Source organism: Tenacibaculum sp. IB213877, assembly GCF_034043975.1.
Taxonomy (GTDB): Bacteria; Bacteroidota; Bacteroidia; order Flavobacteriales; family Flavobacteriaceae; genus Polaribacter.
On sequence record NZ_JAXCHH010000004.1, the window covers coordinates 291374 to 316397 of the forward strand.

The 25024-nt window shown below is 32.1% G+C and carries 18 protein-coding genes and 1 pseudogene; 12 read left to right on the top strand and 7 right to left on the bottom strand.

Going from position 1 to position 25024, the window contains the following annotated elements; translation table 11 throughout:
- The first annotated feature begins 291 nt into the window (after positions 1-291).
- From SLH33_RS04715 to SLH33_RS04745, 7 genes are all read left to right on the top strand, one after another.
- Positions 292-963, top strand: coding sequence for a phage tail protein (locus tag SLH33_RS04715; RefSeq protein WP_320417914.1), 672 nt, complete (start codon positions 292-294; stop codon positions 961-963).
- 79 nt (positions 964-1042) lie between these two features.
- Positions 1043-3688 (top strand): T9SS type A sorting domain-containing protein, encoded by a 2646-nt coding sequence (locus tag SLH33_RS04720; RefSeq protein ID WP_320417915.1) that lies wholly within the window; start codon positions 1043-1045, stop codon positions 3686-3688.
- A gap of 27 nt (positions 3689-3715) precedes the next feature.
- A complete protein-coding gene (locus SLH33_RS04725) occupies positions 3716-3895 on the top strand; it encodes a hypothetical protein (protein ID WP_320417916.1) in 180 nt (59 codons plus the stop codon).
- Positions 3896-4045: 150 nt separating this feature from the next.
- A complete protein-coding gene (locus SLH33_RS04730; protein WP_320417917.1) occupies positions 4046-6838 on the top strand; it encodes a lamin tail domain-containing protein in 2793 nt (930 codons plus the stop codon).
- Between the two features lie 20 nt (positions 6839-6858).
- Positions 6859-7038, top strand: a complete 180-nt coding sequence (locus tag SLH33_RS04735) for a hypothetical protein (RefSeq protein WP_320417918.1) — start codon at positions 6859-6861, stop codon at positions 7036-7038.
- A gap of 55 nt (positions 7039-7093) precedes the next feature.
- Positions 7094-8227 (top strand): hypothetical protein, encoded by a 1134-nt coding sequence (locus SLH33_RS04740; RefSeq protein WP_320417919.1) that lies wholly within the window; start codon positions 7094-7096, stop codon positions 8225-8227.
- Positions 8217-9281 carry a nucleotidyltransferase family protein gene (locus SLH33_RS04745; protein ID WP_320417920.1) on the top strand — a complete coding sequence of 355 codons (1065 nt, stop codon included), beginning with the start codon at positions 8217-8219 and terminating at the stop codon, positions 9279-9281. Before SLH33_RS04740 ends, SLH33_RS04745 begins: the two co-directional genes overlap by 11 nt.
- A 2-nt stretch (positions 9282-9283) precedes the next feature.
- Here the strand turns inward: SLH33_RS04745 and SLH33_RS04750 are convergent, their stop codons facing one another.
- Entirely contained in the window at positions 9284-10636 is a 1353-nt protein-coding gene (locus tag SLH33_RS04750; RefSeq protein WP_320417921.1) for a UDP-N-acetylmuramate--L-alanine ligase, read from the bottom strand.
- A gap of 219 nt (positions 10637-10855) precedes the next feature.
- Between SLH33_RS04750 and SLH33_RS13040 the strand changes: the two are divergent.
- The 3 genes and pseudogenes from SLH33_RS13040 to SLH33_RS04760 all read left to right on the top strand — a co-directional run.
- Positions 10856-11050, top strand: a pseudogene (locus SLH33_RS13040) (OmpA family protein); the annotation flags it as partial.
- Between the two features lie 189 nt (positions 11051-11239).
- Positions 11240-17332 (top strand): alpha-2-macroglobulin family protein, encoded by a 6093-nt coding sequence (locus SLH33_RS04755; RefSeq protein WP_320417922.1) that lies wholly within the window; start codon positions 11240-11242, stop codon positions 17330-17332.
- 6 nt (positions 17333-17338) lie between these two features.
- Positions 17339-17812, top strand: coding sequence for a hypothetical protein (locus SLH33_RS04760; RefSeq protein WP_320417923.1), 474 nt, complete (start codon positions 17339-17341; stop codon positions 17810-17812).
- A gap of 44 nt (positions 17813-17856) precedes the next feature.
- On the opposite strand, the gene SLH33_RS04765 is transcribed toward SLH33_RS04760, so the two are convergent.
- From SLH33_RS04765 to SLH33_RS04775, 3 genes are all read right to left on the bottom strand, one after another.
- The gene (locus SLH33_RS04765) at positions 17857-18375 is read right to left on the bottom strand and encodes a DUF4136 domain-containing protein (protein ID WP_320417924.1); all 519 of its coding nucleotides are present in this window, start codon (positions 18373-18375) and stop codon (positions 17857-17859) included.
- Between the two features lie 124 nt (positions 18376-18499).
- A complete protein-coding gene (locus SLH33_RS04770) occupies positions 18500-19996 on the bottom strand; it encodes a S8 family peptidase (RefSeq protein ID WP_320417925.1) in 1497 nt (498 codons plus the stop codon).
- 104 nt (positions 19997-20100) lie between these two features.
- Positions 20101-21087: a M20/M25/M40 family metallo-hydrolase gene (locus SLH33_RS04775; protein ID WP_320417926.1), complete on the bottom strand. Its 987-nt coding sequence runs from the start codon at positions 21085-21087 to the stop codon at positions 20101-20103.
- Positions 21088-21155: 68 nt separating this feature from the next.
- Between SLH33_RS04775 and kdsA the strand changes: the two genes are divergently transcribed.
- Together kdsA and SLH33_RS04785 are read left to right on the top strand one after the other, a co-directional pair.
- Complete coding sequence (gene kdsA, locus SLH33_RS04780) at positions 21156-21974, top strand: 3-deoxy-8-phosphooctulonate synthase (RefSeq protein WP_320417927.1); 819 nt, start codon at positions 21156-21158, stop codon at positions 21972-21974.
- Positions 21975-22001: 27 nt separating this feature from the next.
- On the top strand, positions 22002-22958 hold the full coding sequence (locus tag SLH33_RS04785; RefSeq protein WP_320417928.1) for a transglutaminase domain-containing protein: 957 nt from the start codon (positions 22002-22004) through the stop codon (positions 22956-22958).
- Here SLH33_RS04785 and SLH33_RS04790 read toward each other — a convergent pair whose 3' ends face one another.
- From SLH33_RS04790 to SLH33_RS04800, 3 genes are read right to left on the bottom strand one after another with little or no spacing between them, the layout of a single operon-like run.
- Positions 22959-23327 carry a DUF1801 domain-containing protein gene (locus SLH33_RS04790; RefSeq protein WP_320417929.1) on the bottom strand — a complete coding sequence of 123 codons (369 nt, stop codon included), beginning with the start codon at positions 23325-23327 and terminating at the stop codon, positions 22959-22961.
- Positions 23327-23542: a DUF3820 family protein gene (locus SLH33_RS04795; RefSeq protein ID WP_320417930.1), complete on the bottom strand. Its 216-nt coding sequence runs from the start codon at positions 23540-23542 to the stop codon at positions 23327-23329. Before SLH33_RS04795 ends, SLH33_RS04790 begins: the two co-directional genes overlap by 1 nt.
- 32 nt (positions 23543-23574) lie before the next feature.
- On the bottom strand, positions 23575-24783 hold the full coding sequence (locus tag SLH33_RS04800; RefSeq protein ID WP_320417931.1) for an NAD(P)-dependent oxidoreductase: 1209 nt from the start codon (positions 24781-24783) through the stop codon (positions 23575-23577).
- Between the last annotated feature and the right edge of the window lie 241 nt (positions 24784-25024).

Here is a 25024-nt window from a genome sequence, read left to right on the forward strand (position 1 = left end):
TTAGCTCTTATACCTAAAATAAGTGCGTTTAAGTAATTCGATTAAGGTTTAGTAACTACTATTTCTAAATTTGGAAATAGAAACACAAAGTTTTAAAAACCTTAATCGAATTACTTATTCATATATACTAATTATGTAGCTGAAATAAATGCTTCAAATAGAAATTACTATCTCTAAACAATATTATTAATAAACGGGATTCTTTTATAAACACCAGATAGGGTAACATTGTACAAGTTTACTCATCAGAATTTATTTAAAACTAAATATAAACCCATAAAAACTAATATTATGAATTTAATTAAAAAAATTACCAATCTTCTATTTATTTACTTACTTTTATGTAACACAAACATAAATGCTCAACAAGAAGGATTTATAGGAGAAGTAAAAATGTTTGCGGGGAATTTTGTGCCAAGAGGATGGGCGTTTTGTGAGGGACAATTAATGTCAATAGATCAAAACCATGCGTTATTCGCAGTTATAGGAAATATATATGGGGGTGATGGAAGAACAACATTTGCGTTGCCTGATTTAAGAGGTAGAAGTGCTATGGGAGCAGGAACTGGCTCTGGATTAACAACCAGAGTTCAAGGAAGCTGGGTAGGTAGAGAGTATGTTGCTTTAAATAGCTTAAACTTGCCAGCGCATACACATACCGCTACAGTAACCGGAGGTACTGGTACATCTGCTGTACAATTAAGTACAGATGATGCTGTAAGAGAAATACCAATAATTGGTGATATTCCTGCAGTTGCTAATTATCCTGCAGGTATAACTATGCAAAAGGTAAAATCATTTGGACCTGCTACAAATACTGTTGAAGGGCAGTTTGTTGTAGTTACTCCGCCTAATGTAACTATAGGTGTTACTGGGGCAAATTCAAGTTTTAATGTTGTGTCGCCATCTACTGTAGTTCGCTATATTATTTGTATACAAGGTCTAATTCCTTCTAGGGAATAAAAGTTTTGAAATTTTCAAACTCTTATGATTCTACGAGAGTTTTTGATATAAAACAGAATACTCAAATAAAAACAATAATATGAACCAAAATCTACTCTTAAAAATTTTAGTAGTATTTATACTGCTACTTTCAACCAATGCAAATGCTCAAACACTAGAAGGTTCGCAGGTTACTTTGGAAGAAACAAGTAATACCCAGGTTGTAAACAATAGTGATGCATCATCGTCAGGAGAGTTTGTTATATCAGCAAATCTTGTTTTTGATGTAGATGCTAATCAAATTATTTTTAGCATAAGAAATTCCGCTAGCATAACAGTTCCTATTAACTTTACATTTTCAGGAGGAACAGTTACAGGAATAACGAGTATATCATTAAATACATCCGAATCAACTGTAAGCGATACATCTGGTGTATCAGCATCAGTTAACGGTACAGGAATTGGTGTTACTGTAGATGTATCAAGTGTTACAAATGGATCTACAAATTTTCAGCTAGTAGTTTTTGATTTAGTCGTTGAAGGTACTACACCTTGTATAGAGCCAGATGTACCAACAGTTGTGCATACACCAACAACAGTGTGCAATGGCAATACAACAACATTAAATATTACAGGAAGTTTAAATGATGCTACAGAATGGGTGGTGTATACAGATAGTTGTGGAGGTTCTGAAGTTGGAAGAACAACTACAGGATCGTTAGTGGTAACACCAACAGCCCCAAATACGACTTATTATGTTAGAGGTGAAGGAGGTTGTGTAACACCTGATTCATGTGGAACCACAACAGTAACAGTAACACCTATAGATGATGCTTCTTTTAGTTACGGTGCTACAGCATATTGCCAAGACGCTACTGACCCTACTCCTACAATTACGGGATTAGGTGGAGGTGCTTTTAGTTCTACTGCTGGTTTAAGTATTAATAGTGTCTCAGGTCTTATTGATGTTTCGGCTTCAACACCAAATACCTATACCGTAACGTATACCACAGCAGGAACGTGCCCTAGTTCATCAAATGTAAGTGTAACCATTAATGCTATGGATGATGCTAGTTTTAGTTATGCTTCATCATCATATACTATAGATGGTAGTGATCCTTCACCAACCATAACAGGGGTAATTGGTGGAACATTTAGTTCAACTTCAGGATTAAGTATTGCTAGTAATGGCGTTATAGATTTATCAGCATCAGCCCCAGATACATATACCGTAACGTATACCACAGCAGGTACTTGTCCTAATTCTTCAACCTTTGATGTGACAATTAATTATAGTACATATACTTGGACAGGGAATATTGATAATAATTGGGAACAATCTGGTAATTGGAATACAAATGCTGTACCTCATGCTACAGGAAATGTTATTATCCCTTCGGGATTGTCGACATATCCAACAGCAACAGCTCCGGTAAGTTTTGGAAGTATGACAATGAATTCAGGAGCAACTTTTATACCTGAAAGTTCAGTTTCAGGAATTATAACATACAATAGAAATCTACCAACAACAAATTGGTATTTAATATCAATGCCAGTGTCAGGAGAAAATGCACAAGATATTATTACCAATCACACATTAGCTACAGGAACAGGTAGTAATATTGGGCTTTCTTACTATTCGAATAATATACCTGGATGGGGTTATGCAACTTCTGGTTCAACTGGTGCCATGACTAACGGAATGGGGTTTTCAGTTAAATTGGCCACAGCAGGCGATTTATCACTTACAGGAGCTGCTAATGTGTCTAATGTAAATTTAAGTATTTCAACAGGAACCGGTAATAATTTTAATTTGCTCGGTAATCCGTTTACAGCTTATATAAATTCGGCAACCTTTACATCTGCCAATACTGCATTACTTTCAGAAGAAACAATTTGGTTGTGGAACGGAAGTACTTATGTAACTTATAATGCTCTTAGTGATGTAGAGATTGCCCCAGTACAAGCATTTTTTGTAGAGGCAGCTACAGGAGGAACTGTAACTTTTGCAACCTCTAATAGAAGTCATCAAGCGTCAGATACTTTTATGAGACAAGTTCAAAAACCATCTTTTGAATTATCAGTCTCTGAAGCTACAAAAGAAGTTTCAACAAAAGTATTCTTTGTTGAAGGTAAAACAACAGGTTTTGATAATGGCTATGATTCTAAATTATTTGGAGGGATAACATCCGATTTTACAGTATTTACTGAACTGTTGAGTGATAATGACGGTAGAAGACTAGCTATTCAAGCATTGCCAAACGAAAATATTGAAGATTTTATAATTCCTGTAGGATTAATTGCTGAAGCTGGTAAAGAAATTAATTTTTCTGTAAACACAATGAATTTGCCTTCTGGTATTCAAGTGTATTTAGAAGATCGATTAAACAACGAATTCATCAATTTATCAGAACAAACTCATAAAGTTGTTTTAAATAACGCTTCAAACGGAATTGGCCAGTTTTATTTACATACAACTTCAGAAAGATTAAGTTCTGAAGATATTATTAAAAACATTAGTAACGTAAGCATTTATAAATCTGCTAAACAAGAAATTACCATAGCTGGTTTACAAGCTAAAGCTACTGTAAATGTTTACTCTTTACTTGGAAAAGAATTAGTTTCAACTTCTATTAATTCAAACGGAGTAAGTAAAATTAATTTACCTTCTTTATCTACTGGAATTTATATTGTGAAAGTAAATTCTGATCTAGGAGAAATCACTAAAAAAATTATTTTAGAATAACATATAACTTTTTAAAGTTGAATTATCATGAATAAAAATTCAAAAAACACCGAAAATAAAGAACAAGAAATTTCTCGTAAAGAAGCTATTAAAAAAATAGGAAATTACGGTAAATATGCTGCTTTAACAGCTTTAGGGACTTATATGATCTTAAACCCTAAAAAAGCACAGGCTCAAAGTCCGGAAGCACCTGGAGATGGATTTTAAACCTCAATAAACTTTATTTTAAAAACCTCAAGAAAATCTTGAGGTTTTTTATTTTCTTGAATTGCCATCATATTAAATTACCGTAAAGTTTTGTATTGCAGACGATAGCGTATATTTTTTCCCTATTTTTAAGAGTTAAAAATTTTATCTATGAAAAATAATTATTTTTTTAAAATCCTTGGTTTTATAATAACTTTTACATTTTCAAATTTATACAGCCAAGGTTTAGAAGACTTCACCAATTCAAATGCTACTAGCTCTTACGCTAGCAATTCTTTTATTGGTAATAACGGAATTACTTGGACATATACAGCTTCAAGAGATGGTAATAATGATGCTAATGGTGTTGGAATAAATTTACCAGCTTTAATGCTGAGAAGAGTTTCTGATAATTCTAACATAAAATCTGACCTTATCCCCGGTGGAATAGGTAATTTTTCAGTTAAACTTTATAAAGGATTTACAGGAGCTGGAAACAGACAGGTAGAACTATTCATCAATGATATCTCGTATGGCACCTCAATTGCATTTGATGATGCTGATGATAAAGATTTTTATATTTTTACTGTAGATAACATTAATGTATTAGGTAATTTTACACTAGAAATACGCAACATAACTGGAAGTCAAGTAATAATTGATGATATTACATGGACAGGTTTTACAACAACAAACCCCACAGTAGGTTTTGATGCTGTTTCAAGTTCAGAAAGTGAAACCAATACTACTTTTAATACTACAATCCCAGTTTCTTTTACAAATTATAATGCAGATGTTACTATTAGTATAACTGTTGATGGAACATCTACTGCTGAATCTGGCGACTATACACTTAACACAACTTCATTAACATTTACAGGAAATGGAACTCAAAATATTTTATTAGATATTAATAATGATACTGATTTTGAGAGTGAAACGTTACTTCTAAATTTAGCTGTTACCTCAGGAATAGCTGATATATCAATTACTCAACATACAATAACCATATCAGATGACGATATTCCTATTGTTATAAATGAAATTCATGCCGACCCAGACGCTACAAATGGTGATGCTAATGGTGATGGTGTGGTTGATACAACTGATGACGAATTTGTTGAAGTTTATAACATAAGTGGGATTGATTTAGATATTTCTGGATGGATGTTATCAGATGCTATAAGCATTAGACATACATTTCCATCTGGAACAATTATACCAGCAAATCAGACGATAGTTGTCTTTGGTGGAGGAACACCAACCACCGTTCCTGGTTTAGTTCAAACCTCTTCCAGTGGTGCATTAAATTTAAACAACGCAGGTGATACAGTTACAATAAAAGACAGTATGGGATCTTCAGTATTAGTGGAAGTTTATGGAGCAGCAGGTAATAATCAAGCAATTGCTAGAGATGATGATTTTACCGGAGCTTTTGTAGATCATTCCACCATCACATCTAACCCAGTTCTTTTTTCTCCAGGAAGGTATAATACTGATAATACTGCTTTTTCTGGAGATTTTATTTGGTCTGGATCAACTAATAATGATTGGAATACAACAACTAATTGGTTGCATAATGTTTTACCTATTGACGTTGATAACGTAATAATACCTAACGGTTTGACAAATTACCCTTCTGTTTCATCTGCCACAACTGTAAATTCTGTAACTATTGAGTCTGGTGCTTCATTAATAGCAAATGCTACTTTAACAGGAGATGTAACTTATACAAGAAATTTACCAACTACTAACTGGTATTTGATTTCATCACCAGTAAATGGAGAAACTATTGAAAATTTTATTTCTGGTCACAATTTAGCCGCTGGAACAGGAAGCAATTTAGGATTAGCCTCTTTCAGCAATAATGGAACATCTCCTTGGAATTATGTTGACGCTGCTACAACAGAACCTTTTGTAACGGGACAAGGGTATTCAGTTAAATTGGCATCGGCCAGTGATATTTCTTTTACAGGAAACATAAACTCATCGGATGTTTCTTATGCAATAGCAACTGGAGATAGAAATAACTTTACTTTAGTTGGTAATCCTTTTACAGCTTTTGTAAACTCAGCTACTTTTGCTTCTGATAACACTTCTTTACTTACTGAAGAAACTATTTGGATTTGGGATGGAACACAATACATTACAAAAAATGCTGCCGACCCAATTGAATTAGCACCTGGTCAAGGTTTTTTTGTAGAAGCTATCACAAACGGAAGTTTAAATTTTGCAACCACAAATCAAAGTCATCAAGCTACTGATACTTTTATGAGGCAGACACCTAACCCAGAAATTGAATTAGTTGTTGAAAGTGAGACTGATAAAAAATCTGCTAAAATATTCTACATCGACGGAAAATCAACTGATTTTGATAATGGATATGACGGAAGTTTATTTAGCGGTGCAGACACTAATTTTGCAGTATTTACAGAACTTGTTTCAAATAATCAAGGTGAAAAATTAGCAATTCAATCATTACCAAATGCTGATTACGAAACTATGGTTATTCCTATCGGTTTAATTACTGATGCAGGAAAAGAAGTTTCTTTCACAATAAATACTGAAAATTTACCTAACGGACTTGATGTTTATTTAGAAGACAGATTAAACAATGAATTTATCAATCTTTCTGAAACTAATTATGATGTTGTAATTGAAAATCAAACTAATAATAGCGGACAGTTTTACTTACACACAACATCGCAAAGATTAAGTACAGAAAATATAAAAACTGATGCTAGCGTTGGCGTTTACAAGTCTTCAAAATCAGAAATTACAATCTCTGGTATAAATGAAAAGGTAAAAATTAGGGTTTATTCTGTTTTAGGTAATGAAATTATAAACACAGAGGTAAATTCTAATGGATATTCAAAAGTAAATTTACCTAGTTTATCAAGTGGATTATACATTATTAAAGTAGAGTCAGACTCTCATAAATTAACTAAAAAAATAATTTTATAAGCGAGAAAAACTTTGATACCATGAAAAAAGATATAAATAAAACAGAAAATAAAGAACAAAATATTTCTCGTAAAGAAGCTATAAAAAAAATAGGAGATTACGGTAAATACGCTGCACTAACAGCTTTAGGAACTTATATGATTTTAAATCCTAAAAAAGCACAGGCTCAAAGTCCAGAAAAACCTGGAGACGGGTTTTAATAAAAATAGAAAAATTCCTCAAGTAATTCTTGAGGAATTTTTATTTTTAGACATTATGAAACACTTTTTACTACGTAAAAAAATAGAAGATAAATCCATCATTTGGTTTTCTAAAAAAAATCAATATATAGTTTTAGAAAATAAAACTGCTGATATTTTACAAAAGTTAGATGATAAAATTCCTATTGAAAAAATTGGATTACAACTTGCTGATGAAATGGATGTTCCGTTTGAAAAAGCGGTAGATTTTATTATCGATATAAAACAAAAAATCTATTTACCTAATCTTAACAGAAAAGATAACTTTTCTTACGATTACAAAAACGTTAAACCTAATTCCAATTTTAAAACAACTAAATATTACACCATCAATAGTTTAGTTTTTAAAGTTGACTATGAATCTGATTTTGAGCTTTATTTAATTCATCCAAAATTTGCTCATCTTGAAAGTAAAAAAACTGAAAAATACGATTACTATTATCAAGTGTTTACAGAGCACAATCATACCTTTTTATTAGTTGATGATGTTTTTATAGGTTCGTGGCATAGAAAAGATATTCATTTTTTTCAAGGCAAATTTTCAATGCAAATCGTACAGCAAATTCACCATAAAGAAGAAAGTGAGTGGATGGGAGTGTTTCATGCCTCAGCAGTAAGTAATAATAAAGAAGCTATTCTATTCTTAGGAGATTCTGGAAACGGAAAAAGCACCTCACTAGCTCTTTTACAAGCAAATGGTTTTACTTGTTTAGCAGATGATTTTGTGCCAATTGATATTGAAAAAAAGCATGTTTATACTCACCCATCTGCCATATCAATTAAAAAAAATAGTTTAGAAACCTTATTACCTCTTTATCCAGAGCTTGAAAACTCCGCAGAATATCATTTCGAAAAACTTAATAAAACTGTTAGATACTTACCACCAAACAATACCAATTACACTAATAATTTACCTTGTAAAAAATTAGTCTTCATTAAGTATAGAGAAAATGCTGATTTAACTTTCGAAACTATTTCAAAAATAGATGCTTTTCAAAGATTACTTCCTGATTCTTGGATCTCAGAAAAAGTTAATAATGTAAGTGTTTTTTTTAATTGGTTTAACTCTTTACATTGTTATGAATTAACATATTCTAATAACGAGAAAATGATAAATACTGTTAAACATCTTTTTGAAAATGACCTATAAAGAAACCTTATTTTTTATTGGTAAATGCTTAACTATACATCATGAAGAGCATAATAAATCCACTATTGAAAAACAATTACAAGAGGCCAATATAGACTGGGATGCTGTTGTAAAAGTAAGTACTAAGCATTATGTATTTCCTGCTTTGTATTGTAATTTTAAAAAAGTAAATTTTTTAGGCTATTTACCTCAAGATTTAGTTGAGTATATGCAACATATCACTCAACTTAATAGAGAAAGAAATGAACAAATAATTGAGCAAGCAAAAGAAATAAATGATGTATTATTAGCAAATAACATCACTCCTATCTTCTTAAAAGGCACTGCTTTTTTACTTCAAGGCTTATATGAAGATATTGCTGAAAGAATGGTGGGAGATATTGATTTTTTGGTTAGTAAAGACGAGTATCAAACTACAATTAATTTATTATTGAAAAACAAATACACTAATGTAAGTACGGGAGATAATCTTTTCCCTTCAGAAAAACATTATCCGAGACTTCAGAAAGAAAATAAAATTGCGGCTGTTGAAATTCATAAAGAAATGACCATAGGCTATTTTGCTAAGCTTTTCAATCATGAAATAATTAAGCCTTATATTCTTTCAAAAGATAACATATCTGTACTAAGTTATAATGATCAAGTAAAACTAACAATCATTGCAAAACAAATAAACGATGATGGTCAATTATATAATGATATTTCATTGAGAAACTCATATGATGTGTTTATATTATCTCAGAAGACGGATACAAAGAAAAGTATTGAATTACTCGAAAAAAAACTAAAAACCCTACTAAATAATTTCTTAGCGATCTCTAAAACAACATTAAATAGCAACTCAATTAACTTATTTGAAAATGCTTCTTCAGAACAATACTTAAAAAAATTTCTTCATTTAATAGAAAACAAAAACTTAAGAGAAAAGCATTACAGAAGATCAAAAATAAAAAATTTCCTTTCCAAAAGATTAGTTATTATTTTGAAAGCTTTTTATAAAAAAGACTATACAATTTGGTTATTTAATCGAATTATAAAAGGAAGAGAAAATTAATATCAGATCAATGTTTTAACCTCCTCAAAATCCAATCCACCATAATTACCGGAACTCATCAATAAAACAGCTGTGTTTTCTATATTCTGACTGAACAAAAAATCTTTAAACTCTTGCGGATTCGTATAAATAATTAAATCGTCTCGCTTAAATGCTTGCGCTATTTGTTGTTCAGTGACTTCATCCAGTTGTTTAATTTTTACCGCATGAGGTGAATAAAACACTACTGCTTTGTCTGCATTATCCAAAGCTCCTTCATATTCATTCAAAAACTCAGCATTCAAACTACTGTAGGTATGTAACTCTAAACAAGCTAATACGGCTCTTTCTTTATACTGATTTTTAACTGCAGCAGTAGTGGCTGCTACTTTTGAAGGAGAATGCGCAAAATCTTTAAAAATTACGGTCGATTTACTTTCGGTAATCTTTTCTAAACGTTTACTAGCACCTTTAAAACTAGCAATAGCTTCGTAAAAATCATCCTCATCAATACCCATATGCTGACAAATCCATTTGGCTCCTGCTAAATTTTGAAGATTATGTTCTCCAAAAATTTCTAACGGCAAATCACCTTCGGCAGTCTTCAAATAGGTTGTACCATTTTCAATAAAATAATCTGGCGTTTTATATAGGTATTTCTTAATCGGATTGGTTGCTTCCTCTACTACTTTTTTTACATATTCATCTTCTTCATTATATACCATAATTCCTCCATTGATTAGTGAGTTGGTAAATATTTCAAACTGTTCTACATAATTTTCAAACGTTGGAAAAACGTTAATATGATCCCAAGCAATTCCACTTAATAAAGCAATATTTGGCTTATATAAATGAAATTTCGGACGCATATCTATCGGTGAACTCAAATACTCATCTCCTTCTAAAACGATGAATTCATTTTCCTCGGTTAAATGTACCATCGTATCAAAACCTTCTAATTGCGCTCCAACCATATAATCCACTTCCTTTTCATGGTAATTCAACACATGTAAAATCATAGAAGTGATGGTTGTTTTACCGTGTGAACCACCAATAACTACACGGGTTTTATCTTTTGATTGTTCATACAAAAACTCAGGGTATGAATATATTTTCAATCCTAACTCCTGCGCTTTTAACAACTCCGGATTATCTTTTTTAGCATGCATTCCTAAAATAATAGCATCTAAATTAGTCGTAATTTTTTCTGGAAACCATCCAAATTCTTCAGGTAATAATCCTCTTTTCGCTAAACGCGTTTTAGATGGGTCGTGAATGGTGTCATCACTTCCTGTTACTTGATATCCTTTTTGTTGCAAAGCAATAGCAAGGTTATGCATAGCACTACCTCCAATAGCTATAAAATGAATTTTCATGTAGTTAATAATTATTCGCGGTAAAGATAATGAAGTAATCCTACACTAACAGCAAAGCTTACTTGTGAAAATATTTTCATTATTTATTTAAGAAACTATCTTTTGTTAATAACAACTGCTTATTTTTATTGACAAAAAAATAGTAAAAGATTGAATTAATCCTATGAAAAAACTACTAAATTTGCTACTAACACCTTATTATATCATAGCAGATACAATTTAGAACTATCACAAAAAAGAGCCACTTCGGTAAGAATGTATTTGATGGAAAACGGTATAGAACCGGATCGGATTTCGGCTGTTGGTTACGGAGAAACGAAACCTCTTATAAAATGTAAAACAGAAGATTCTTGTACCGAAGAACAACACGAGGTAAACAGACGTTGTGAATTTGTAGTGAAAAAAATCTTTTAATATTAAAATCTTAAACGAGCCAATTGGCTCGTTTTTTGTTTTATAGAGCACATAAACAACTGATAATTTAAGTATCTTTAATTCAAAACTCATTTAAAAGTTCTATTCACTCATTTAACTACTAGCTTCACACATTTCAAATTGTAAAAAAACTAGTTTTTAATGTAATTTGAATAAATCCAAAAAAACATGAAAAATTTTACACTATTTTTATTGATGATCTTATTTTCAACCACAGTAAAAGCACAAAATAATTATCCTGATTTATGGGAAAAAGTCCACAAGTTTGAATTGGACAATCTTCCAAAATCGGCTTTACAAGTTGTTGAAGAAATCTATCAAAAGGCTGAAAAAGAACACAACGCACCTCAACTAATTAAAACACTGTTTTATAAAAGCAAGTTTTCATTGATTTTAGAGGAAGGTGCTCAACTTAAAATTATCAATGAGTTTAAAAAACAGATTGCTGAAAGTAAATTTCCTACAAACCGAGTATTGGAAAACATTTTAGCGAATTTGTATTGGCAATACTTTAATCAAAACAGATGGCAATTTTACAACCGAACCAAAACCGAAAACAAAGTTGATTCGACAGATTTTAGAACGTGGGATTTACAAACACTTTTTGCTGAAATTCATCAGTATTATCAAGCTTCTTTGACTGATAAAAACCAATTGCAAAAAATAGATGTTCATCAATTTGGAGATATCTTACAGCTGGCGAAAGATTCAAAAAAATACCGTCCTACGTTATATGATTTTCTAGCACACAATGCATTAGATTTTTATAAAACTAATGAAATTAGCATTACTAAACCTGCCTATCAATTTAAAATTGATGATGAAAATTATCTGAGTAATGCCTATACATTTAACCAATTGAAAGTACAAAGTAAAGATTCATTATCGCTTCAATTCAATGCGTTAAAAATATATCAAAGCTTAACCGATTTTCATTTAAAAAACAAAAATCTTAATGCACTAACCGATGTTGACTTACAACGTTTAGAATTTGTAAATCAGCATGCAACATTTAGCAACAAACAAAAGGTTTTGTTAGAAACCTTGGCTACTTCAAAAAGCCAACATAAAAACCATGAAGTTTCGAGTTTATATAGTTATGAAATTGCAAAAATTTACAATCAGCAAGCCAATACCTATGTTCCTAAAACCAATGAAGAGAATCGTTTTAAAAATGTTGATGCACTACAAATCTGTAATGAGGTAATTAAACAATTCCCTAATAGTGAAGGCGCTAAAAAATGTGCTGTTTTAAAGCAACAAATTTTGGCTAAATCAGTTCAAATTATCACGGAAGAGCATATTCCTTCACTTCAATATTCTAAAACTTTAGTTACTTACAAAAATCTGGATAACATCTTTTTTACAGCCTATAAAATTGATGAAAAAGACCTAGAAAAATTAGATAAAATTTACAAAGATGATGAGAGAGCTAAATTTATCAGCAACTTGCAAAAAGTTACTTCTTGGTCATCAACTTTAAAAAATGAAAATGATTATCAACAGCATTCCACCGAAATTATAACTCCTAAATTGGAAAGAGGATTATACTTACTGGTTGGTTCAGTTGCTGAAGAATTCAAAAATGGCATTTTTTCAACCACTTCGGTTCAGGTTACTGATTTAGCGCTGATCTCTCGAAATAAATACGGAGAAAACACCTATCAAGTAGTTGATAGAAATACAGGAAAACCACTGGTAAACGCCAAAGCACATTTAACCAATGACGCTCGAAATAGATATGACAAAGTATTAGATAGACATTTTGTAACGGATAAAAACGGGGGGTTTACTTTTTCTGCTAACAATAATTATTACAACATAAAGGCTACTGTAAATTATAAAGACGACAAGGCAACTTTTGGTAGATATTATGTGAATAAAAAATATAAAAATGATTCTCCAGAAAGGGTTTACACACAAACCTTTTTATTTACCGACAGAAGCATTTATCGACCAGGACAAACCGTTCACTTTAAGGGAATTTCTATGGAAACCTTTAAAAACAAATCGGAAGTTATTGTAGATGAAAATGTTTTTATCACCTTTAGAGATGTTAACGGACAAATAATTAAAGAACTAGAATTAAAGACTAATGAATTTGGATCATTTTCAAGTACGCTAACAATTCCTAACACAGGATTGACAGGTTATTTTTCTATTGAAGCTAGAATCAATAACAGAAGCAACAGCACCTCTATTTCTGTAGAAGAATATAAACGTCCAAAATTTCAAACCGATTTTAAACCGGTTAGTGAAACCTATAAAATTAACGATACGGTAACTATCAATGGTTTTGCAAAATCGTATTCTGGTGCTAATATTACCGATGCCAAAGTGGTATACCGAGTACACAGAAAAGTACAATATCCGCGTTGGTGGTATTGGTCAAGACCAAGTTTCTTTTCTGAACCACAAGAAATCACGCATGGTGAAACTATCACCAACGAAAAAGGTGAATTTACCATCGATTTTAAAGCCTTAGCGGATGAAAGTGTTGCCAAAGAAAATCAACCCATTTTCACGTATGAAATTACTGCAGATGTAACCGACATCAACGGAGAAACGCGTTCAGCAACTACAACGGTTAAAGTGGGGTATCATGCATTGTTGGCTTCCATTGAAATGGATGATAAGCTGGATAAAACTCAGAAAACTCATTCGTTGAAAATTGATACTAAAAATTTAAATGGTGAGTTTGTTCCTGCTAAAGGAACTATAAAAATTTATAAGTTACAAGCGCCAAACGCTCCGCTTCGTAAGCGTCCATGGAACGCACCTTATTATCAAACTATTCCAGAAAGTGAATTCAAACAAAAATTTCCTCACGAAGCATATAAAAATGAACATGATGTAACTACTTGGAAAAAAGGAAAATTAGTTTTTGAAGCAACTTTTAATACCGATAAGGAAAAAGAAATCGCCCTAAAGAGCATTAAAAAATGGTCATCTGGTAAATATGTAGCAGAATTAGAAACCAAAGATAAATTCCAACAAAAAGTAACTGATGTAAATTATTTTTCTGTTTTTTCTTTGGATGATAAGCTGCCTGCGGATAATGAGTTAGTAAAAGTTACTACCGATAAAGAATCATATAAAATTGGTGATAACGCTAAAATTACGGTAAGCTCAAATTCTGAAAATATTACGGTGATGGTATTTGTTGAAAAACAGGGTAAAATTATAGCTTCACACTATATTCCGTTAAGCAAAAGCAGTAAAACCATCACAATTCCTGTTACTCAAAAAGACGAAGGTGGTTTTGGCATTACCTATCATTATGTGAATTACAATTCGTTTGAAAGTGGTAGTATTAATGTAAAAGTTCCATATCCAAAAACGGATTTAGAAATTATTACCAAAACGTTTAGAGATAAACTACAACCGGGTAGTGAAGAAACGTGGAGTTTTACGGTAAAAGGCTCTAAAAAAGATCAAGTTACGGCTGAACTATTAGCTAGTATGTATGATGCTTCTTTAGATCAGTTTAAACCACATCAATGGAATTTTAACCCAATTAACCGACCAGAATATCAGGTGTATAATAACACGACTGCCAACCAAAGTTTTGGGAATACGTATTTCAGAATTTATAATCAAAACCAAGATCATTTCGATTACCCATATCATCAATACGATCAATTAAATTGGTTTGGTTTTTATTTAAGCAAGCAGAGAATAATGATAAGAGGAAATGCTTCTATTTCAAAAAAACTTGAAGGAAGAGTAGCTGGTGTTGCTCCTCAAGCTATTTCTGTAGAAGAAGATGAGGCATATTTACTGGAAGAAACTGTTGTTGTTGGTTACGCTAAGGAAGCTTCAGATAAAACAGAAAATAAGCAAGTTGAGGATGAAAATCAATCATCTTTAATAAAAGGAATTCAAATCCGTAAAAACTTACAGGAAACCGCTTTTTTCTATCCACATTTAACCACAGATAAAAATGGCAATATAACGTTCAATTTTACCGTTCCTGAAGCATTAACCAGATGGAAATTGCAGTTATTAGCACACAACAAAGAATTACATTCGGCAGTTACTACCTTAGAAACTGTGACTCAAAAAGAATTAATGGTTACCGCTAATGCACCGCGTTTTTTACGCGAAGGAGATAAAATAACCCTGAGTGCTAAAATCAGTAATTTATCTGATAAAAAACTACAAGGACTCGCTCAATTGATTTTAACAGATGCGGTTACCGGAAAACCGATTGATGCTGATTTAGGAAATACTGATAATCAACAAACCTTTATAGTTGACAAAGGTGGAAACACCAGTGTTTCATGGAATTTAACCATTCCTGAAACTACCCAAGCAGTACAATACAAAGTGGTTGCCAAAGCAGGTGATTTTTCTGATGGAGAACAAAATGTATTACCTGTTTTGTCTAACAGAATGTTGGTTACCGAAACCCTACCAATGTGGGTTCGTTCTAATCAAACAAAAACATTTACGTTAGATAAACTAAAAAATCAGACTTCGACTACGCTCAGTCATCATAAATTAACACTTGAGGTTACTTCAAATCCGGCTTGGTATGCAGTACAAGCGTTACCGTATTTGATGGAATATCCATATGAATGCTCTGAGCAAACTTTTGCACGCTATTATGCAAATACCTTGGCTAGTCATATTGCAAATTCAAATTCGAGAATTCAAGAGGTGTTTAATGCATGGAAATCTTCGGATGCTTTGTTAAGTAATTTAGAGAAAAATCAAGAGTTAAAATCGTTGATTATTCAAGAAACGCCTTGGTTGCGTGATGCGCAATCAGAAACCGAACAAAAGAAACGAATTGCGTTGTTGTTCAATTTAAACAAAATGAAAAACGAGCAAGAAAAAGCAATTAATAAATTGGTTGATTTTCAAATGAGCCATGGTAGTTTCCCTTGGTTTAAAGGAAGTCAATATCCGAACATATACATTACCAATCATATTGCTTCTGGTTTCGGACATCTGAAAAAATTGGGGGCTTCTAATTTTGATGACAAAACAGATAGAATGTTGAGAAAAGCTATTCAATTTTTAGATATTGAGATTGCAGATCAATACGATAAATTGTTAGAACAAGCTGAAAAGATTCGCAAAAAAGAGGGCGATAAAAAAGCAAAAGAGTTTTTAGAGAAAAATCATTTGGGTTACTTCCAATTGCAATATTTATATATGCGTAGTTTTTTTGATGATATTTCTATTGAAAAAAAGTCGAAAAAAGCAGTTGAGTACTACACTAAACAATCTGCTACCTACTGGAAAGATTTTAATTTGTTAGGAAAAGGGCAAATTGCTTTGATTCATTTTAGAGACGGAAATACATCAGTTGCTGATAAAATTTTAAAATCATTAAAAGAGAATAGCATTACATCTGAAGAATTAGGCATGTATTGGAAAAGCAATCAACCGAGTTGGTACTGGCACCAAGCTCCAATTGAAACACAAGCCTTATTAATTGAAGCTTTTTCAGAAATTGAAAATGACACTAAAACTGTAGACGAATTAAAAGTTTGGTTGTTAAAAAATAAACAAGTAAACCAGTGGAAAACCACCAAAGCAACTACAGAAGCAGTATATGCTTTGTTACTACAAGGTTCTGATTGGATTTCTGTAACTGATATGATAGAAGTTACTTTGGGTAACACAAAAATAGATCCGTCTAAGCTAGAAAACACTAAAGTTGAAGCCGGTACAGGATATTTTAAAACTTCATGGAATGGTAGTGAAATTACTCCTGAAATGAGCACTGTATCAATAAATAAAAAAGGAAAAGGAATTGCTTGGGGCGGATTATATTGGCAATATTTTGAAGATCTAGATAAAATTACTTCGGCTGAAACTCCACTAAAATTAAAGAAAAAACTCTTTAAAAAAGTGAATTCGGCAACGGGTAAAGAGTTACAAGAAATCTCCAATACTACCGATTTAAAAGTAGGTGATTTAGTTACAGTTAGAATTGAATTACGCGCTGATAGAGATATGGAATTTATTCATATGAAAGATATGCGTGCCGCTGCTTTTGAACCTGTTGATGTATTGTCACAATACAAATGGCAAGACGGTTTAGGATACTATCAAAGCACAAAAGATGCAGCAACAAATTTCTTTTTTGATCGTTTAATAAAAGGAATTCATATATTTGAATACGATGTTAGAGTAAACAACGCAGGTAATTTTAGTACTGGTATTATCACCATTCAAAGTATGTATGCACCTGAGTTTAGCAGTCACTCTAACGGAACTAGAATAACTGTGAATAATATTAAATAATTATATATGAAAAACGCAATTTTAACAATCGCATTAGTGTTTGTTTCTTTTTTAGGTTTAAATGCACAAAGTATTTCTGATAACGCAATTGGTTTGCGTTTAGGTGATAACGATGGCTTTGGAGCTGAAATTTCTTACCAACGTAAATTAAGTGGTAATAATCGTTTAGAGATTGATTTAGGCTTAAGAAATGGTAATAACTACGACGGATTTAAAGCTACAGGACTTTACCAATGGGTTTGGGAACTAGAAAACCAATTTAACTGGTATGCTGGTTTCGGTGGTGGTTTAGGTCACTGGAATGTAAAAAATGTAGACGCTTCAGAAACTTATATTTTTGCTGCTGGTGTAGTTGGAATTGAATATAATTTTGATATTCCATTAATCATTTCATTAGATTACAGACCTGAAATAGGATTTGGCGATTATTATGATGGATTTAATTCTGATTTTGGCTTAGGTATCCGTTATCAATTCTAAAACAAAGAATTAAACAAAATAAAAACCTGCTTTAAAGCAGGTTTTTATTTTTTGGGAGGGTAGCCTTTTATAATTTTTTGAATTAGATTCTGATAATAAACATCTCTTTCTTGTGGGGTGGTTTGTTCATTTATAGTACTTTCTGAAATTCCTTGCCAAAAAAGATCATTACTTTCACTTTCTACAAAATCTATAGTAAGTTGTTGTCTTAATTTAGCTTGATTTATAGGTATCCCTCCAGAAACTCCCCAACCAACATTTCTACCTCCACTTCCTATTCCAATACCTAGACTATTCCTGGAAGTTACTTCTGAAAATTTAGAAATAACATTAATATAAAAATCTGGATTATCAGATTTTTTGAATCCTTGCTCGTTTAAATTTTTCTCAACTTCAAAGACTATTCGTTTTACATCTAACTCATTTAACCCCTCACCTACATCTTCAAAGAAATCAAAAGTTTTATACTGACTAAAATTTGTTTTAACATCATAATCATATACTATTTTAGGAGACGAACAAGCCATCAATAAAAACAGCACTAAAAATTTTCCTCTTTTCATTATTGATTGTTTTATACTAATTTACAATATTTTAAATTGATTTTTCTATTTAGTACATCATCTTAAAACAAAAAGCCCTACAAAATTGTAGGACTCTTTTTTGGTTAGTTAATTTAGTTGTTTGTTATTGCACCGCTTGTAATACGTTAATATTTCCGTACCCGTATTCTGAATGTTTATTAGGATAAAAATCAGCAGATTGTCTCATTTTTTGTAAAACTTGCTCGCGTGTCCATGTTGGATGCTTAGACCAAACTAAGGCTGCAATACCAGCTGTGGTTGCAGTGGCAACAGATGATCCCCCAACATAATCAGATGCTTGATCATAATAGCTTAATACAGGAACTTTATTATCTGTTCCGTTAGTACGTTGCATTTGTACAGTAAATTCAATTTCAGAACCTGTATGACACACATCACACTTACTATACTGTCCTTCCTTAACTCCTGTTACCGCAACCGTTTCATTCATCCATGCAGGAAAAATTACACCATACCAGGTAGTAAATGAAGTTGAGGTACCTCCTGCTGCTATGATCATTTTACCTCTATTATATGCATATTTAACAGCATCTTCTACTCTACCAATACTAAATGGAGAACCAATTGACATAGAAATTACTTTTACATCACTTCTATCTCCTAAGGCTGTTAATGCTTCATCAATTCCTCTTTTTTCATGGTAGTCATCAACAACTACATTTTCAACAGCTCTATAGGTTACTAAGTTTGCATTGTAAGCAACTCCTACCGGTAAATTGTCATTGTTTCTTGGTGCAGTAGCAACAGAAGCCATACTTGTTCCATGCCCACATTTATCATTTACTCCGTCATAGTTATCTGACCAAGACCACCATGAGTCTACAAATGTACCATACTTCTGCACTGATCTCCCAGATGAATATCCATCATTGAAGTATTGATTCATCCATTTTTGTTCTGGAGATAATCCGGTATCTACAACCGCTACTGTTACTCCTTGTCCTGTGCTATAACTCCATGCAGCAGGAATATTATGCGCATCAAAAGACCAAGGCACTCTTGCTCCTGGTGATACCGTTCTATAATCAGATGATGTTAATGAACTAGATGAGTATCCACAACCAGATGAACTAGATGAGTCTGATTTTGCTTGTAATTGATCATTGCCTTCAAAAACACTATATCCAGCAGGTTCAATATATCTAACTCTAGGGTCTTTCAGTAAAGTTTCTATAGTTTCTTTACTAGCTACTTGCATATCTATTACATTAATTTTTTCATTAACATAAAGCTCTTTAGTACCTCTAGAAGCATTATTTCTTCCTTCAATTTCATCTACGAGTTTAATTAGCTCCTCTTTAATATTTTGTGATTTTTCACTACGTTCAAAATCATTTTTAGAGGTTCCGTAACCAATAGTTAAAATTTCATCACCATGTTTTACAGCACTCCATATTGTATGAACATCTGTATTTGTCCATCTAAAATCTCCAGTAGTTTCAACTGAATGTTTAATTTTAGCATTTATTTCTTTTCTTGAAAGCAGTTCTTGCTGTTGTTCTTGAACTGTAATTTCCTCATTATTTGAACAAGAAAACATCATACCAACAACGGTAAAACTAAGGATTACTTTTTTCATTTTTGAAGGGTTTTAAAAGTTAAACTTCGCGAATATATCAAAATTTTAATTAAATTTTAACATTATCAACAAAATATAACGTTTAAAATTAATGAATTAATAAATCAATCTTCAATTATTACTCTGCTTGGTGTATCTTTTCCATTGATGATGCTTTCTGTTCCTAAAGCGATTGCTTTTATTGTTTCTGTAATATTTGATACGTTTAAAGTTTCAGCTTGATCTGATACTTTATGGTAATGTGGATCTTGATCTATTGGTCCTGTTGAAAAAGTATGTGAAGGAATTCCTAACCGTGCTAAAGAAGCATTGTCTGATCTAAAAAATAATTTAAATTTTGGATAAGGATCTGGAAATAACTTATAATCTGTACCTTCTAAATTCTTCTGAATAATTTTTCCAAAGTCTGATCTTTCAAAACCTGTTAACCACGCTGTTTTTGGCCCGTAACTTGAGGTTTTACCTATCATTTCAATATTGATTCCTGCCACAAATTTTTCAGGATTTACATTCTTTCCAAAATATTTAGATCCTACTAAGCCCATCTCTTCAGCAGTAAAAGCAACAAACAACACCGTTCTTTCTGTTCCTTTGCTTTTAAAATATTCTGCTAATGTTAATACTGCCGAAACACCAGAAGCATCATCATCTGCTCCGTTATAAATTCTATCTCCTTCTCCGTCTTTTTTTATTCCTAAATGATCATAGTGTGCTGAAACTACCACATATTCATCTTTTTTACTTTTCCCTTCTAAAACACCAATAACATTAAACATTTTAAGACCTTTTTCTTCAAAATTTTGTCTGTAAGAACCTAAATCTTTGTAAGTAGTCAAGCCTATTCTTTTGAATTCTCCTTCAATATATTGTGCTGCTTTTTCAATTCCAGGGGTACCTGTTGCTCTTCCTTCCATTTCATCAGAAGCCAAAGTGTACAAGTGTTTTTTTACAGTAATTGAGTCAATCGTATAATTCTTTTTTACTTCAACATTCTTTACTGCATTTTGGGCTACTAATGAGCTTTTGGTCTTGTTCGTTTTACAAGAAGTTATAAGTAACAATGTACCTAAAAATAAAATTGTTTTTTTCATTTTTTATTGAATTTAAAGTTTAAAGATAGATAATTTAATTTCGTAGTTTTGCTAAAAATTTTACACCCATGGATTTATCACTTATTCCAAATATAAAACACACCAATTCTAACAACTTTTTTTTATTGGCAGGTCCTTGTGCTATTGAAGGTGAGGATATGGCAATGCGCATTGCTGAAAAAGTTATTACTATTACCGACAAATTAGAAATTCCTTATGTATTCAAAGGAAGTTTTAAAAAGGCAAACCGAAGCAGAATTGATAGTTTTACAGGAATTGGCGATGAAAAAGCGTTAAAAATTTTACGTAAAGTTTCTGAAACTTTTAATGTACCAACAGTAACTGATATTCATGAAGTTTCTGACGCTGCAAAAGCTGCAGAATATGTAGATGTACTTCAAATTCCGGCTTTTTTGGTTCGTCAAACTGATTTAGTAGTTGCTGCTGCAAAAACAGGAAAAGTTGTAAACTTGAAAAAAGGACAATTTATGAGTCCGGAATCTATGCAACACGCGGTAAAAAAAGTACACGATGCTGGTAACGAAAAAGCGTGGATCACAGATAGAGGAACTATGTTCGGTTACCAAGATATGATTGTTGATTTTCGCGGTATTCCAACAATGCGTCAATATGCACCAACTGTTTTAGATGTAACGCACTCTTTACAACAACCTAACCAAACAAGTGGTGTTACTGGCGGAAGACCAGACATGATTGAAACCATTGCTCGTGCTGGGGTTGTAAACAATGTTGATGGATTATTTATAGAAACACATTTTGACCCTGCTAACGCAAAATCGGACGGTGCCAATATGTTAGATTTAGCATATTTAGAAAACCTTTTGACTAATTTAGTGGCAATAAGAAAAGTTGTAAATAGTTTATAGGCATAGTTTTTGTTTAGTACATCAACTATGAAACAACTTTTATTTTTCTTTGTTTTACTGATTTCTCTATCGATTGCATCACAAGATTTTTCTAAAATCAAGGATGTAACAGATACGTACCCTGGATTATTAACTGCTCAAAAATTAGCAGAAAAAATTAATACTGATTTTTCTTCAGATGAAGATAAAGTCAAAGCTATTTACAGCTGGATGACGAAAAATATCCGTTATGATTTAGAGGAATTTTATAACCCAACTAGAAAAGAGATTCGTTTTAGTTATCAAACAGAAGCTGAAAAAGAACAAAAACTTTTAGAATTTAAAAATAAAATCGTTTCAGAAACCTTATCTACAAGGAAAGCTGTTTGTGAAGGTTTTGCTCAAACTTTTTCTAAGGTCTGTGATTTGCTCAACATTGAAAACGAAGTAATACCTGGTTATGTAAGAACTACTTCGTATCATATTGGTAAACCTCTTCCACAACCCAACCATGCTTGGAACGCTGTAAAATTAGATAACAATTGGATTTATATAGATGCTACTTGGGGAGCAGGAACAGAAAATAACGGTAAATGGTATCGAAAATTCAATTCGTATTACTTCAACATACCTAAAAATAAATACTTTAAAACGCATTTTCCTGATGAATCAATTTGGGTACTACGTGTAGGCAGAATGGAGAAAAACGATTTTTACAATCAGCCGATTTTTATGCATGAGTTTTTAAAATCTGATGTAGAATTGATTTCTCCTACTTCTGGAACACTATCAAAAAACAAAGAAGGAAAAATAGCATTGATGTTAAAAAATTTAAAACCTCATCAATCTGTTCACGTTGGTTTTTTAGGCAGTCCGTATGCAGAGAGAATACCTATAGAAAAAGTTGGTGATAACTCATTATTAGAAATTACTCCACCACAAAACAGTAAACATTTATTTTTACTAATTGATAAAGAAGTAGCTATTCAATTTTTGATTGAATAGTTACTTTTTATAAAATCCTTTATGCTTTTTATGATAAGCTTCTTCAACTACTGAAAGTAGAATTTTTGCGTCAATTTCTTCTACAGAAAAATAACGAAGTGATTTTACCACAGTTCTACCTTCTGTAACTAAAAACTCATTGTAATTTTCTAAATGATCTTTTGCCCAAAACCCCACATCAACATACCCTTTTTTAACGGAACAATTCAAATAACATAAATGTTGATCATTTAAATAATACACAGGAATCTTCCATTTGTACCTCATCTCTACCGATGGAAATTTTGTTTCAATCAATAGTTGTAACTGCAATAAAATTGATTTAAATGGTTCTTCCTGATTGAGTATATAAGCTTCTGCTGGTTTCATTATGAACGTAATTTACGAAGAATATCCTCCAAACCGTTCAATTTTAACTCATAAACTAATGCCATCATTTTACCTAATTTACCATTAGGAAACCCTTTATTGCGATACCAAACAATATAATATTCTGGAATATCAATTAAATACGTGCCTTTGTATTTACCAAAAGGCATTCGCATATTCGCGGTATCAATTAAAAATTGTTTATCTGGTATCATAAAAAAATCCCGCTATTGCGGGAAGTTTATTATTATTCTTTTCCGTCAACGTAATCTTGTAAGTACGAATAACGTTCCGTTAACTTACCATCATTGGTTGTCATTTTTGCTCTGGCTAAAATTCCGTCTTTATCATTATTAAAAAAAGCTGGTATTACATGCTCTAAAAACATTTCACCAAAACCTTCACTGGCATCTTTGGGCAACTCACACGGTAAATTATCTACTGCCATAACTACAATAGCATTTTCATCTTTAAAATCTACTTCTTGTTCAGTTTGTGGATTATAACCGTACAAAGGATCTGCAATAGTTGAAGAACGAATAGTAGATGCTACAGGCCCATCCACATCACAAGAAATATCAGCTACATATTTAATTCTAAAATCAGGATGTTTGGCATCTTCACGCGTAAATAAATACGGAGCTCCATCGCCATAAAAATGACCTGCTATAAAAAAGTCGGTTTGCTTTGCATAAGGCATAAAATTACTTTCATAACCACTAGGATCTTTATAAAACTCAAACTTATCTCCTACTTTACCGTCTTTACGTTTTGCATACTCCATAACATCTGCCATACAATACACCGGTTCAGAAAATTCGGAAGTTAAATACAAAGCATCTGAGATTTGTTTGATACCTAAATGATCTAAAATTTCTTTAGCTCCGTATGCTACTTTTCCTGTTCCGGTAAGTAAAATCTTTATAGGCGGAATGTTAATTTTATCCAACTCTGCTTTTACGGCTTCTAAATCCAGTAAGGTTTCTACTTTAGGTAAAGTAAATGTTCCGTTTTTTAATCCGAAAGCTCTAAAACCATTATACGCACCCACTAAACCTGCATAGCGACCGAAACCTATTAATCGGGCTCCGTTTTCTCTAATTATGGTTTCATGATCATACATTTCGATGTTTTTTTCTAACATCGCTTTTAACAACTTACGATTATACGGTTGCTTTTTAATAGTATGAGAAAAGAAAAAATATTTTTTATTCGGTATTAATGCTTCTACCGGAACTTCTTTTACACCCAATAACACATCGCAATCTGACACATCATCGCTTACCTGTATACCTGCCTTGATATAGGCTTGATCTGGAAAAACTCGGATATCTGAACTTTCAACTACAATTTGTGCTTGCGGAAATTGTTTTTGCAATTCTTGTAATTTACTAGGTGAAAAAACGACTCTTTTATCTGGTGGGTTTTTACGTTCTTTAATAATTCCGAATTTCATATTTGTTGTTTGTTTTTGAAGTGTTGCGAAAATAACTCTTTTTATAGCTTTGTACAAAATTGATTTTTTATATTTGCTATCCGTTTTAAAAATGGTAATTGCGTTAGGGATTAAGTGGTTCGACTGCGCTCACCGCAGGCTAAATGTTTGAGCTCTTTTGTGAGGAAACGAACAAAAAGCGAGCAGCGAAAGCCCGCCCGAACGCCCACATAAAAGGTATGATTTTTGATATTTTTTATGT